We start from the raw sequence: 14,562 nt of genomic DNA, 5'->3' as shown, positions 1-14,562 counted from the left end.
GTGCAAAACAACACTTCCTTTGTCACCGGACGCAGCCGCGATGTGATTTGTCTGGGCCGACTGGCCGTGGACTTGTATGCCCAGCAACTGGGCTGCCCGTTGGAACAGGCCAGCAGCTTTGCCAAATACCTGGGTGGATCGTCCGCCAATGTGGCTTTCGGCACGGCCCGGCTGGGGTTGCAATCCGCCATGTTGTCGCGGGTGGGCAATGAACAGATGGGGCAATTTCTGCTGGACACCTTGCGCCGTGAAGGATGCGATGTCAGCCAGGTCAGGATCGACCCGACCCGGCTGACCGCGCTGGTGCTGCTTGGCATCAAGGATCGCGACAGCTTTCCCTTGCTGTTTTACCGAGAAAACTGCGCCGACATGGCGTTGTGTGAAGACGATATCGACGAGGCCTTCATTGCCAGCAGCAAGGCACTGGCAATTACCGGTACGCATTTCTCTACCGCCAATACCCATGCGGCCTGCATCAAGGCGCTGCAACTGGCACACCAACACAATGTCCGTACCGTACTGGATATCGACTATCGCCCGGTCTTATGGGGATTGACCGGGCGGGGCGAGGGCGATCAACGGTTCATCGCGGATGAAGGCGTATCGCGTCATCTGCAAAGTGTATTGCCGTATTTTGATCTGGTGGTGGGGACCGAGGAGGAGTTCCAGATTGCCGGTGGCGAAACCGACCTGATCATGGCGTTGCAGGTTGTGCGCAGTAAGACACGGGCGGTATTGGTCGTCAAACGTGGCCCTTTGGGCTGCTGTGTCATCGATGGCGTCATTCCTAGCAATATCCAGCATGCTTTCACCATCCAGGGTGTGCAGGTGGAGGTAATGAATGTCCTGGGGGCGGGGGATGCGTTTCTGTCCGGTTTTTTGCGGGGTTGGTTGAGTGGTGAAGATTATGCTGCCTGCTGCCGCCGAGCGAATGCCTGCGGGGCGCTGGTGGTATCACGTCATGGTTGTGCCCCAGCCATGCCAACGGAAGCTAAACTGGACTATTTCCTGGCCAACGCTACCAAACTGACCCGACCGGGTGACGATGCCACCTTGAACCGGTTACATCGCGTCACGGTGCCGCGTAAATCTTGGCACGACATCTGCGTGTTCGCCTTTGACCATCGCAGCCAGTTTTTTGAACTGGCGCGCTCAACCGGCGCAGCGGAATCACGCTTGCCGGTATTGAAAAAGCTGCTGGTAAACGCTGTAGAACAGACCGAACAGGCATTGAAGCTGCAAGGCCATATTGGTGTATTGATTGATGACCGTTATGGCGAGGATGCCTTGCATGCGGCAACCGGTCGGGGCTGGTGGATCGGCCGTTCGGTCGAGCTGCCCGGTTCCAACCCTTTGCAGTTCGATCGGGGCCGTTCGATTGGGACCACATTGATCAGTTGGCCGCAAGAACACATCATCAAATGCCTGGTGTTCTATCACCCGGATGATACGGTAGAGAACCGGTTGGAACAGGAAGCGCAAATCCGCGCTGTCTATGATGCGGCCCAGGTTAGCGGCCACGAATTGTTGCTGGAAGTCATCCCACCCAAAGACCTGCCCCATACACCGGATACGGTCTATCGCGCTTTGAAGCGTCTGTACAACATCGGTATCTATCCCGAATGGTGGAAGCTGGCACCGTTGACTGCGGCGCAGTGGCAAATGATCGACGCTTTGATCGAGGAGCGTGACCCATATTGCCGTGGCGTTGTCATGCTGGGGTTGAATGCGCCACTGTCAGAGTTGCAACAAGGTTTTGTCGAAGCGCGCGATGCCCAATACTGCCGTGGCTTTGTGGTAGGGCGTACCATTTTCCATGAGCCCGCGCGGCAGTGGCTGGCAGGTGAAATCGACGATGCGGGGCTGGTACGGCTGGCACGCGACAATTTCGAGGCGTTGATCGAAACTTGGCGTGCAGTACGTCGCCCGTCGCAGGAGGCTGCGTGATGGCCGTTACGATCCGCCTGACGATGGCGCAGGCACTGGTCAAATTCCTGGCTGCCCAGTATGTGGAGACCGATCAGGGCAGGCAACGGCTGTTTGCTGGAGTGTTTGCCATCTTCGGCCATGGCAATGTGGCGGGGGTGGGCGAGGCACTGTATCAAGCCCATGATCAGCTGCCGACTTATCGTGCCCACAACGAACAGGCAATGGCGCATACCGCCATTGCTTATGCCAAAGCTCATTTCCGGCGGCGGATGATGGCTGTGACCACGTCCATCGGTCCTGGCGCCACCAACTTGGTCACGGCCGCTGCGCTGGCCCATGTGAATCGGCTGCCTGTGTTGCTGCTGCCGGGCGATGTATTTGTCTCCCGCGCACCCGACCCGGTGTTGCAGCAAGTGGAAGATTTCCACGATGGCGGTCTATCCGCCAACGATTGCCTGAAACCGGTCTCCCGTTACTTCGACCGGATCATCCACCCTGCACAATTGCTGACAGCCTTACCACGGGCGATGGCCGTGCTGACCGATCCAGCACAATGTGGCCCGGTGACTTTGGCTTTGCCGCAGGATGTGCAGACCATGGCCTATGACTATCCGGCCGATTTCTTCGAAGCACGGGTGGTGCATTTCCGCAGCCCGGAGCCGGATGAACACGATTTGACACAAGCACTGCAAGCGTTACGAACAGCTCGCCAGCCGTTGCTGGTGGCTGGTGGTGGTGCGCTCTACAGTGTAGGGGCATGCGATGCGCTGCGCAATTTTGCGGAGACGCATCGTGTACCAGTGGCAGAAACCCAGGCTGGCAAAAGTGCCCTGTCGTGGCGACACCCACTGCAATTGGGCGCGATTGGTGTAACAGGTTCGCCCTCAGCCAATGCATTGGCGCAAGAGGCGGATGTGGTAATTGCTGTGGGCACACGCCTGCAGGATTTCACAACGGGTTCCGGCGTCTTGTTTCAGTCAGCACATGTGATCAGCCTCAACGTGAATACCTTTGATACCTTGAAGCAAGGTGCCATCTCGGTATTGGGCGATGCTGCCAAAAGCTTGAATCGCCTTAGTGTGGATTTGGCCGATTGGCGTGCTGACCCTGCTTGGGTAAGTCATGCAGAAGCATGGGCCGAGCAATGGCGAAATAGGGTGCAATACATCACCAGTCAGCGCGAAGTGGCCGGTTTGCCTTATGACGGCGAGGTGATCGGTGCGGTACAGCGTAGTCATGATCAATCCGATACCCGTGACATTGTGGTCTGCGCAGCCGGTACCTTGCCGGCCGAGCTGCACAAGTTATGGCGCACCGCTGTGCCTGGCGGATATCACATGGAATATGGCTATTCCTGCATGGGCTATGAGGTGGCGGGTGGCCTGGGGGTGAAGATGGCCCACCCGGAGCGCGAAGTGATTGTGATGGTGGGAGATGGCAGCTACCTGATGCTGAATGCTGAGATTGCGACATCAGTCATGCTGGGCATGAAACTGATCATCGTGCTGCTGGACAACCGGGGCTATGGTTGCATCAACCGCTTACAACAGGCGTGTGGTGGAGAACCATTCAACAACCTGCTGCGTGATTGCGTACAGGGCAAAGCTGGCGCGCCAGATATCGATTTTGCGGCTCACGCCCGATCCCTGGGGGCGTTGGGTGAGCATGTCCAGTCGATTGCTGAATTGGAACAGGCATTGACCCGAGCCCGGGCTGCGCACCGTACCACGCTGATCTGTATTGATACCGATCCCTCCCGCACAACGCAGGAAGGTGGATGCTGGTGGGAGGTAGCGGTACCGGAGGTGTCCAGCAGTCCCAAAGTACAAGCGGCCCGCGCGGCCTACGAGGCGAATCTGCAACAAAGGAAGCAAGCATGAGCGATGCATTCAAGGTAAAGATTGGTATCAACCCAATCTCGTGGAGCAATGACGATTTACCTTCGCTGGGCGGTGAGATTTCGTTGGAAACTGCGTTGACCGAAGGGGCAGAGATTGGCTATCAGGGGTTTGAGCTGGGCAATAAATTCCCGCGTGAACCGGCCGCATTGAAAGCTGTGCTGAGCCGCCATGGTTTGGAGTGCGTGTCAGGTTGGTATTCCGGTCGTCTGGTACAACGCTCGGTCGAGGAAGAAATTGCTGCCGTTGATGCACACCTGAACCTGCTGGCATTCTGTGGGGCCAAGGTGATGGTGTATGGCGAAGTGGCCGATGCCATTCAAGGCGAGCCGGTGCCTCTCTACAAACGGCCGCGTTTCCGTACCGATGCCCAGTGGGATGAATATGGCGACAAGCTGTCGGCGTTTGGCAAACACCTGTTGAGCCGTGGCGTACGGTTGGGTTATCACCATCACATGGGGGCGTATTGCGAAGCACCAGAGGATGTTGACAGGTTGATGGCGGTGACCACGGACGATGTGGGCCTGCTGTTTGATACCGGGCATATCACGTTCGGCGGGGGCGATGCACTGGCGGTACTGACCCGCCATATCCAGCGTGTGTGCCATGTGCATTGCAAGGATGTCCGACCACATGTGATGAAGCTGGCCCGTAACGGCAGTTGGACATTTCTGCAATCAGTGCTGAATGGCGTATTCACCGTGCCCGGTGACGGCGCCATCGACTTCAGGCCGATTCTGGCCCTGTTGGCGGCAAACCATTACCAAGGCTGGTTGGTGGTGGAAGCCGAACAGGACCCGGTGATTGCCCCTAGCTATGAATACGCCCAAAAGGGTTATCAACATCTGGCCGGGCTAGTGGTGGAAATCAATCGCAACGCCATGTTGGAGGCAGTATGAGCCTGCTTGTAAAAAGCCACAAAACGGGCTTGACCATTGTGGATGTTACGCCGCAATCCGCAGGTTGGCAGCATGTGGGCTTTGCGGCCTATCGGCTCATCCCTGGCCAAAGTGTGGATTTTCGCGATCCAGGACGGGAATGTTGCGTCGTGGTGTTGTCCGGGTTTGTGACGATCAGTGCGGGTGATCAGACATGGCGTGAGATCGGTCGCCGCAATAGCGTATTCGATCCGATGGCCCCATTTGCTGCATACGTTCCAAATGGCCCGTTGGTCAACATCACCGCCCATACGGCTGCGGAGATTGCACTGTGTACCGCACCTGGTCAGGGGCACCATGCAGCTCGGCTGATTCCACCGGATAGCATGTCCCGCAGCACGCGTGGCAAAGGTGCCAATACCCGATTCATTTGCGACATCCTGCCGCAAAGTGCGTCGGCAGACAGCCTATTGGTGGTGGAGGTGCGGACGCCTTCTGGCCATTCATCCAGCTATCCGCCCCATAAGCATGATGCTGACAATCTGCCGGTAGAAAGCTATCTGGAAGAAACCTATTACCACCGACTGAACCCGGCACAGGGCTTTGCTTTCCAGCGTGTCTATACCGATGACCGCAGTCTGGACGAAGCCATGGCGGTAGAGGATCACGATGTGGTGATGGTGCCGCGTGGCTATCACCCGGTCTGCGTACCGTTCGGTTATGAATCCTATTACCTGAACGTGATGGCTGGGCCCAAACGGGAGTGGTGTTTCAAGAACGATCCGCAGCATGAATGGCTGTTGAGCTTGCCTGGCTAGCCCGTCTGTAACGTCCCCATTTTGTTATCCGGTTGGCCCGATCGGCATCGGGCCTGCCCTTGGTACACCCTCAGGAATCGATATGAACATGATTGCGCACTATCTTAATGGCCAGTTGACGCAGGGCCACAGTACCCGTAAACAAGCAGTCTATAACCCGGCGTTGGGTGAACCGGTGGCGGAAGTGGCCTTGGCTGAACCGGCCGACGTTGCTGCTGCCGTTGTGGCTGCCAAAGCTGCATTCCCGGCGTGGGCGGACATGCCGCCGTTACGTCGGGCACGGGTGCTGTTCAAGTTCAAGGAATTGCTGGAGCAACATCAACAGGAACTGGCTGCCCTCATCACCGGTGAGCATGGCAAGGTACATTCCGATGCAATGGGGGAGGTTGCCCGGGGTCTGGAAGTGGTCGAATTCGCCTGCGGCATTCCGCACCTGTTGAAAGGCGAATACACCGAACAGGTCGGGTGTGGGGTGGATAGCTATTCACTTCGACAGCCATTGGGAGTGGTGGTAGGGATCACGCCATTCAATTTCCCGGCCATGGTGCCGATGTGGATGTTCCCGGTAGCCCTTGCTTGCGGTAACACCTTCATTCTCAAACCATCTGAACGTGACCCCTCTGCCAGCCTGTTCATTGCCGATTTGCTGACCCAGGCGGGCTTACCGGCTGGCGTATTCAATGTGTTACAGGGGGACAAGCTGGCTGTCGACGGCCTGTTGACCCATCCTGATGTGCAGGCAATCAGCTTTGTCGGTTCTACGCCAATTGCCCAGTACATCTACGAAACCGGTGCCCGCCATGGTAAGCGGGTGCAGGCATTGGGTGGGGCGAAAAACCACATGGTGGTCATGCCCGATGCCGACCTGGAGCAAACCGTGGATGCGTTGATGGGGGCGGGTTATGGCTCTGCTGGCGAGCGCTGCATGGCAATTTCGGTGGCAGTGGCGGTGGGTAACATCGCCAATGCCTTGGTTGCCAGATTGGCGGAACGGGTCAAACAGCTCCGTGTCGGCCATGGCATGGACGATGCATCTGAAATGGGGCCGTTGGTCACCCGCGAGCATCTGGCCAAAGTCACCGGCTATGTTGAAAAAGGGGTGGCTGAAGGCGCCACGCTGGTGGTGGATGGCCGCAGCCTGAAAGTGTCGGGATGTGAAACCGGCTTCTTCCTGGGGGGCTGCTTGTTTGACCATGTCACCCCGGACATGACCATCTACCGTGAAGAGATCTTTGGGCCAGTATTGGCCGTGGTGCGGGTCAACAGCTACGCGGAAGCGGCCGAGCTGATCAACAATCATGCCTATGGTAACGGCACCGCCATCTTTACCCGTGATGGCGATGCCGCCCGTGAATTCGTCCACAAGATACAGGTCGGCATGGTCGGCGTGAACGTACCGATTCCGGTCCCCATGGCATTCCACAGCTTTGGCGGTTGGAAAGCCTCGCTGTTTGGCGACCACCATATGCACGGCCCGGAAGGGGTGCGCTTCTATACCCGTCTGAAAGCCGTCACCAGCCGCTGGCCAACGGGTATCCGCGCGGGTGCTGAATTCGCGATGCCTACCATGAAGTAGGCAATTGCTGGCAGTTTCGGTCTTCGCCCGGTGGCCTTGTCGTTCTCTCTCTTCCTGACTTCAATGCTACCGATCGCGAAGACCTCTTGTCCCTGCCTGCTGCTGCAACGTTGTGTTGTGGCTGCATACTCGGCGCGAACGGGTAACCGTTCGCGTTTTTTTACGGTGAGGCTCATTCACTGTCTACCATCCATGAATGGGCTAGAACGCAATTCAATGATCATGGCCAGACTTGCCAAGCCTTCCACTAGCCATAACAATGCACGGTTAATCAATATTTCAGGTAGGCGCAAAGCAGCAGCTTGCTGTTTCACTGTCTACGGAATCACCAATCCCCATCGGCCCACAGTTGAGTAAGCGTGGCCGTAAGACGAGGTAACTATGTCGAGAAAACTGATCGCTGCAAACTGGAAGATGAATGGCAGCCTGGCTCAATGTCGTGATTTGTTGCCGCCATTGGCTGCAGCTGCACAGGCGAAACTGCCGCTGGTGGTGTGTCCACCCGCTTGTTATCTGCCGCAAACAGCTGAGCTGGCCAAAGGCAGTGCATTGCGCTTTGGCGCTCAGGATGCGGCACGGCAGGATGCAGGGGCCTATACCGGTGAGATCTCGGCAAAAATGTTGCTGGAGTTGGGTTGCAGCCATGCGATTGTCGGCCATTCCGAGCGCCGTATCGGCTTGGGTGAAGGCGATGTCATGGTGGCAGAAAAGGCTCAAGCCTGTCTGCGCAATGGTATCGTGCCGATCATCTGTATTGGCGAGACCCAGGCGGAATACGAAGCTGGCAAGACGGCTGAAGTGGTCAGCCGGCAGGTCAAGGCCATTTTGGATTGCATCCCGGTAGATCAACTGGTGAAATGCGTGTTTGCCTATGAACCGGTGTGGGCAATTGGCACGGGTTTGGCTGCAACGCCAGAGCAGGCGCAGGCTGTGCATGCCGATATCCGCCAGTTGCTGGCAGCCGCGGGGGCTGATGTGGCTGCGTGCCTGCCGATTCTGTATGGTGGCAGTGTCAAACCCAATAATGCTGCCAGCCTGTTTGCCATGCCAGACATCGATGGCGCATTGGTAGGCGGGGCTTCGCTGGTGGCTGACGATATGCTGGCCATCTATCAGGCAGCACTGGATACCTTCTCTCTGGCATGAACATCATCAGGTTGGTGTGACTGCCAGCGCTTGGCAGTCACCTAGCCTGTTTCCATCATGCAGTTCCCCCCGTCATTCGCTACTGGTGCACTATAGATGGATGTCTATTGGTACATCGGTAGCATGAAGTGATGTCGATAGCGCCTGACGCTGCAAGCAGTACTGTATTTCACGGCCAATCTGGATTGGCATAACATGTCGTTTATCAGCGATGCGTGTGGATATCCCATGACCAAGCAAGAATCTCCAACTTTTGTGCCAACTGCCCTGCAGACCAAGCTGGCTGCACGCATTCTGGACGATATCCGCGAACGCAACCTACCGCCCGGGACTCGACTGACGGAAGTTGGTCTGGCTAATCAACTGGGGGTGTCGCGTTCGCCGGTTCGGGGAGCATTGACGTTTCTGGCGGCACAGGGGTTGATCGGTAATCGGGAAACCCTTGGATATTGCGTGATTGATGTGCCAATGCCGGAGGAATCGTCGGCTTTGCCTACCAGTGACGATGACCAGCTTTATACCCGGTTGATCGATGATCGTTTGGCGGGTGAACTGGATGATGATTTGATCGAGGCAGATCTGTTGCGTCGTTATGGTGTTAGCCGTGGTGTGCTGTTACGGGTGCTGATGCGCTTGTCGGAAGAGGGGGTATTGCAGCGTAAGCCCGGTCATGGTTGGTTATTTCTGCCTACCTTGTCAGATGAGCAGGCCAAGCAGGAAAGCTATCGTTTTCGTTTGTTGCTTGAGCCGGCCGCGTTAATGGAGCCAACTTTTCATCTGGATATGCAACGGCTGGATGCATGCCGCAAAAATCAGCAAGCCCTACAGGAGGGTAAGCCAGATGCCCTGGCATTTTTTGAGGGGAATGCTGCATTTCATGAGTTTCTGGCAGCATCATCAGGTAATCGTTTCATTCTGCAAGCTATTCAGCAACAGAACCGGTTACGCCGGCTGTCTGAATATCGCACCGTGGCAGACATGGTGCGCGTCAAAGGGTCCTGCGCTGAACATCTGACCATATTGGATGCATTGGAGCGCGGTGAGAATGAATGGGCAGCTGCTTTGTTACACCGCCATCTGGATTTGGCCAGCCGACTTTAGACCTGTCACCATGTTGAGATATGGCAGACAAGATGATGAGTTGATTGGGTATCCCTACGGTTGAGCTTGGCCAGGCATTGCTTGATACATTGGCAACGTGGGTCACGTGTGCAGGTAATCCGACAATGAGGGTCTTGTGAAACATGCCTCTTTTTGGCTGATCCGTGTCGGCAGCAACTTGCGTCAATGTTGGCTGCAATACGGCGTTATGGCGTAACTTGCATGTTGCGCAGGGGAGCGTCTTGTCCTCAATGGCATCATGCAAAGGCGATTCAAGCCTGCCATCGATTCACACACAATGGCATGTCACCGCTGGCAGATATCAAAGCATGCCATCTGGGGTAGATGCATCGCTTCTGATTGGCCTGTCTGGCTTAGCTGGGGGCTGGTATGGTAATGGCTTCTCTTGGCGCGTTGGCAATGGTCTGCGCTATGCACCCAAAACTGCTCAATCTGTCACTTTTGATCAAGGCGGGCGTGGAATGCGCCAGCCAATTGGGTCTACCGGCCCATGCGCGACACAATGAACTCATTCAATATGTGGCGGATTGGGCATACATAAGACCGTGCTCGACTGCAGTGTCGTCACAGCCAAAATTGCCAATATCTGACAAGGTGTGCATTGACTGGTCAACATACGACTTTTACCAGTACTTAACGGGAGCAGATGATGTGGAAGCGTGTGGTATCAATGGTGTGTTTCATGGCACTGCCAACAATAGGGATTGCCGGCTCGATGAACGGTACATTGTTCACGGATGGTGACGCAGGTTTCGATTTCTATTCCCCCAGCGTGTTTGAAAAATCCAAATGGCAAATCCAGTATGGGGGGGAGGTCAAGCTGCAAGCTCGTTTTGTTTGGGATGGCAGTAACAATGAAGTATTGACCGGGGACGGGCACGCCATTGTCGCTTTCACGCAAGGGCAAAACGCGGCTTTCCGTAATTCGCCTAGCCAGCCTGTTCGGCAAAATCTCTTCACCCATGGCGTGGGTGCCTTTGTCCATCCAAATGGTTTGCACCTTGAGCTGTGGTTCGATGCCGGCAAAGCGCACGTGTGGAGTAAAGATCAACGGTGCGGCGTTGGTATCCGTACCCCCAATCCCAATGCCTGCTTGGCCAGCTCTTCCACCCAGTCAGCCAGCTATATTACCAGCCCTGTTAAATTCTCACTCAAGAAGGGAACGGCGTATTGGGTGAGGATTGCTGTGACGAGTGATCCGAGTAATTCACAATTTGCGGTGCTCAGGGCATCCCTGTTGGAGGAAACTCCCACTGGGATTGTGCTGCATCAGGAAGGGGCGATTGGCTTCATGCCAAGTACATTCCTGCCTTATTCTGAGAACTTGAAGGGCACGATAGGCAGAACACCGCAAAGTGGAAACAACATTACCTATTCTGTGTTTGATTACGGTTTCTGATCTCAAGTAACTAAAGCAGATCCACCTTTGAACCTGGTGGATCTGCTGCCAGTGGCCAGCTTACCTACGCTTCAGGCTTAAATAGGCGCCACAGCCATGATCAGTGGAGACAAGTGTTGGGGGCGTGTAGATATTGACGATATTGCACTCTTTTCAGCGCCAAAACTCGCCATGCTATGCACCAACATGTTAGTCAGTTGACTGATCGAAGACTGGGGCTGGGGGCTGGTGGAAGACGGAGCACCAGCATCACTTGCCGTGAGTGACGCCAATGCTTCTGCCGAGAGTAGATCCAGCATACGCGCACCTTTGTCCTTGGGTGTCACCACCGTGATGTCCGCCGGAATGGCCGCCAGGGTGTGGACGAGGGCTGTGGTTTTACCTACTTTGATTTCCACAGTCCAGGCATAGGCATCCGAATCAGAACTGGCCAATGGTGGTCGTCGTGTACCGGTGTAGGGTCGGTAGCTGACTTGTAGGTCGGACTGGCTTGCCCCATCCACCACCAAAACCATGCCTTTGGTTCGGCGTGCATCGTCGTAGATGTTGTCTGTACCTTCCTGTGTGCCAAATCGGATCATGGCTTCCACATCGCCTCGCAGGTTGATCTCGTCATCACCCTCGCCACCGATGATCTCAGCTTTGTTGCTACCACTGTGGCCGTATACCATGATCTGGTCGTTGTCTTCGCCACCATTCACCAACACATTGCTGTTGTTCATGATCAGATTGAACGAGTCATTCCCCTTGCCACCAAAGAATACGCCGTTGTCCCAAGTGGTTTTGTAGGCTTCGGCATCGCTCCATAATGTGTCATTGCCATCCCCCATGAACAATGAAACATCCGATACCGAACCTAAGGTAAATTGGTCGTTGCCGGCACCCAGACTGAACGAACGCATGGCGTCGCCATTCAGTAACACCAGATTGTCGGCATGCTGGCTGCCGATCAAGGATTCGTACAGCTTGAGTGTGTGTCCGCTGTTTGCCGTGGGCTGGCTGCCGATGACGCCGAGGGCACCCTCGGCGATACCCGTAGTGGCATAGTTAAGGCCGGTTTTCAGGTTCTGGAACACAGCCACATCATTGCCGGCACCACCATTGGCCATGGTGGGTAGCTCGTCGATGAAGGTGACATCGTCGCCATTGCCCATGTCCACTGTGACCCCTGCGTTGACGGCGGCAAAATCATCACCATCCTGCAACTGAATATTGTCCGCCCCACCATTGGCCGCATACATGTCATTGCCTGCAGTGCCACGTACCGTATCAGCAAAGCTTGAACCTTTCCATGCTGCGATGTTGTTACCGCGTGCCATGTCGATTGCCACCCCTTTGGTGGCCAGCTGGAAACTGACATTATTATTGCCCAAGCCCCCATCCAGTTCAGCCAGCATTTCGCTCAATACAAACATGTCATTACCTGAGCCAGCTTTGATATGGGCATTGGGGGCATTGCTGTTGATATACAGCGCATTCAGTGTCGAACGGCGGTTATCCAGCGTCAGATTCGGGACATTTTTTCCATCTCCCTGATCAATCTGATAGACCGTATCAAAGCCAGTGGTGCCGGCTTGCTCATTCAGAATGCCGTCCAGCTGTAGCAAGCCAGTGGAAGCCAGATTGCCGTTGGTCTTCTGGCTGGTTCGAATGCTGGTCTGCCCACCAACCCGCACGGCAATATCCACCCAGTCAGACACACTCTTTTCTCGTCCCAGATAATTGAAATCCTGTTTGGATGAAGTGATGAGGTGATAACTTTGGGTGCCGGCCTTGACGGCAAAGCTGGCCAGATTGGTGGCGCTCTCACGGCCAATGAAGTTCATGCGGTCTTCGAAGGCGGCTTGATACCATTCCGAATTCATCGCTCGCAGCATCTTGTTCTTCAAATCTGGGGTGTAGATGCCCGAGAACCAGTTGACGATTGGGGTGGCATCCAGCGCGGCAATCTTGTGTAGCGTATCGACCACTTGTGCCTCGTGATTGAGACCTTTACTGGTAAAGTCGGAATAGGTTTTCTGCAGCTCGACTGCCTGGCCAATAGCTGAGAAATTGGGAATCAGCATGAACAGCAACGCAGCTGGCGGGCATACGATCGAGACACCGATACCGGCAATGCTGGCGGCAGCGCCAATGACTGCGTTGGACAGATCCCACTTTGACTGTTCTGAGCTGAAGTTGCCCTGGTAGCGTTGTGCCACATCCACAATGTTGAGAATGGAATTGACCGACGAGAGGGCAGCACCCACCACGGCAAGGCCCTGGGCAGCCCGTAACGCCTTGGTACCTGAGGCAATGGCAGATAGCAGATCTGCACCAAAGAATGCGGTATCCGTCAGCAAGCTGAGTGATAGTTGTGCCTTCCCCAAATCGGTTGTCGGTGGTGTGCTGGCCGCGGTATAGATATCGTTGGCGAATGACAGCAGGTCCGCGGCAAAAAAAGCAATCGACTTGCCCAACTGCTTGCCCAGCTCTTTACCGCGATTGAACGTAAATTTAGCTTCATCACCAGCGGATTTGATCAGTTTGAGTTTTTTCTCGTCGATCACATCCAGCGTTTCCAGTTTCACCGATTCGGCTTTGCCAAATACCTGGTTCACTTTCTCTGGCAGGGTGATGGTGACCTTCTCGGCATTTTTCTGGAACGATACCAGCAGGTCGTTGAAGACTTTGGTCGGACTTTGTTTTTTGATCCGTGCCTCGATCATGGTGAAGGCAATGGCATATGGCACCTGCAACGCGCTGGCTGCGAACAGTGCAGCCTTGATCGAATGCTTGGCTGTGTCGTCGGTATTGACTGCGGCAAACACCTCCCCCGGGACCGAGAACAGCAACGAACCGCCGGAACCGAGGAACCGCCCGAACTGTTGAGCATTGCTGCGTGCACTATAGCGGTTGGCCAGCCGCTGGTATTGCGAGTTGTTGAGCAGCGAACCTTTCAGTTTGGGGATTTCGTCGGCCTCGATCCGGTAATTGGCCATCTCAACTGCCGCAGTACGTGCCTGTTCCAACGTGACAGTAGGGTCAACTTTTTTCAGCGTGGTGTAGATTTCCTGCGCTGACTTGTTGATTGCTTCTGGCGTAATGCTGCTCAGTGCTTTTTCTTTCCAGATCTGCCAGTTCTTGGCAAAGACCGAGTCCCCTTTGTTGAGATTGATACCGCCCAATAGCTCGGATAGCTTGGTCTGAAGAAAATCGATACGCCGTAGCGGGTCGATATTGATGCCTTGAGTACGCCAAGCTTCTACCACCGTGCTGTTATTGGAGATGATATTACCCAGTCCGGAGGTCAACTTGTCATATGACCGTTCATATTGAATTTTGGCCAGGTTGGTGTAGACCCGGGCCAGCGATGTGATGGTCTGATAAGTGCGTGCCTGACCTGACTGAGGATTCAGGTCGTTCGTGCTCAATACCAGGCTATCCAGCTCGGTCTTGACTGCGGCCTGCTGCGCGGGTGTCGCGTCCTTGATCAGGTTTTTCAATAGGGTCAGCGAGCTTTTGCTGTATTCGATCTGATTGGTCCAGCTGTCCAGGGTATCTTTGGTCAGTACTGGCTTGCCCAGCAGTTGCGATGCCTGGGTATCAGCATCTGACTGTGCCAAGCCGACCGCTTTGGCAGCAGCTAGAAAGGTGGTGTCGTCCTTGTCCAGATAGTCTGACAATGTGACTGCCTTGCCACTGTTGCCGGCTGCCTGGGTTTTGATGTACTTGAGTTTCTCCAGCAAGAATGCGAACGAATCGGCAGCGAATTCAAGCTTACGCTGTAAATCTTCCAATGCCATGATGATTCCTT

Annotated in this window: 9 protein-coding genes; 8 read left to right on the top strand and 1 reads right to left on the bottom strand. The window is 55.2% G+C overall.

The genetic code is table 11. The features are described from left to right. From FFS57_RS13175 to FFS57_RS13140, 8 genes are all read left to right on the top strand, one after another. Nucleotides 1-1,947: a bifunctional 5-dehydro-2-deoxygluconokinase/5-dehydro-2-deoxyphosphogluconate aldolase gene (locus FFS57_RS13175; protein WP_137938268.1), complete on the top strand. Its 1,947-nt coding sequence runs from the start codon at nt 1-3 to the stop codon at nt 1,945-1,947. Further along, nucleotides 1,947-3,809, top strand: coding sequence for a 3D-(3,5/4)-trihydroxycyclohexane-1,2-dione acylhydrolase (decyclizing) (iolD, locus tag FFS57_RS13170; RefSeq protein WP_137938267.1), 1,863 nt, complete (start codon nt 1,947-1,949; stop codon nt 3,807-3,809). The genes FFS57_RS13175 and iolD overlap by 1 nt, the downstream gene beginning before the upstream one ends. After that, nucleotides 3,806-4,726 carry a myo-inosose-2 dehydratase gene (iolE, locus tag FFS57_RS13165; RefSeq protein WP_137938266.1) on the top strand — a complete coding sequence of 307 codons (921 nt, stop codon included), beginning with the start codon at nt 3,806-3,808 and terminating at the stop codon, nt 4,724-4,726. The genes iolD and iolE overlap by 4 nt, the downstream gene beginning before the upstream one ends. After that, entirely contained in the window at nt 4,723-5,523 is an 801-nt protein-coding gene (iolB, locus tag FFS57_RS13160; protein ID WP_137938265.1) for a 5-deoxy-glucuronate isomerase, read from the top strand. The genes iolE and iolB overlap by 4 nt, the downstream gene beginning before the upstream one ends. Before the next feature lie 82 nt (nt 5,524-5,605). Beyond that, nucleotides 5,606-7,099 (top strand): CoA-acylating methylmalonate-semialdehyde dehydrogenase, encoded by a 1,494-nt coding sequence (locus FFS57_RS13155; RefSeq protein ID WP_137938264.1) that lies wholly within the window; start codon nt 5,606-5,608, stop codon nt 7,097-7,099. A 381-nt stretch (nt 7,100-7,480) separates the two neighbouring features. Further along, nucleotides 7,481-8,245 carry a triose-phosphate isomerase gene (gene tpiA / locus FFS57_RS13150; RefSeq protein WP_137938263.1) on the top strand — a complete coding sequence of 255 codons (765 nt, stop codon included), beginning with the start codon at nt 7,481-7,483 and terminating at the stop codon, nt 8,243-8,245. Nucleotides 8,246-8,473: 228 nt separating this feature from the next. Continuing rightward, nucleotides 8,474-9,346 carry a GntR family transcriptional regulator gene (locus tag FFS57_RS13145; RefSeq protein WP_137938262.1) on the top strand — a complete coding sequence of 291 codons (873 nt, stop codon included), beginning with the start codon at nt 8,474-8,476 and terminating at the stop codon, nt 9,344-9,346. A 703-nt stretch (nt 9,347-10,049) separates the two neighbouring features. After that, a complete protein-coding gene (locus FFS57_RS13140; protein ID WP_137938261.1) occupies nt 10,050-10,766 on the top strand; it encodes a hypothetical protein in 717 nt (238 codons plus the stop codon). 77 nt (nt 10,767-10,843) lie between these two features. Here FFS57_RS13140 and FFS57_RS13135 read toward each other — a convergent pair whose 3' ends face one another. Then, nucleotides 10,844-14,551 (bottom strand): calcium-binding protein, encoded by a 3,708-nt coding sequence (locus tag FFS57_RS13135; protein WP_137938260.1) that lies wholly within the window; start codon nt 14,549-14,551, stop codon nt 10,844-10,846. Nucleotides 14,552-14,562 lie beyond the last annotated feature (11 nt).

The organism is Chitinivorax sp. B, from assembly GCF_005503445.1.
GTDB lineage: Bacteria > Pseudomonadota > Gammaproteobacteria > Burkholderiales > SCOH01 > Chitinivorax.
This window is presented reverse-complemented; position numbering and strand designations above follow the sequence as displayed.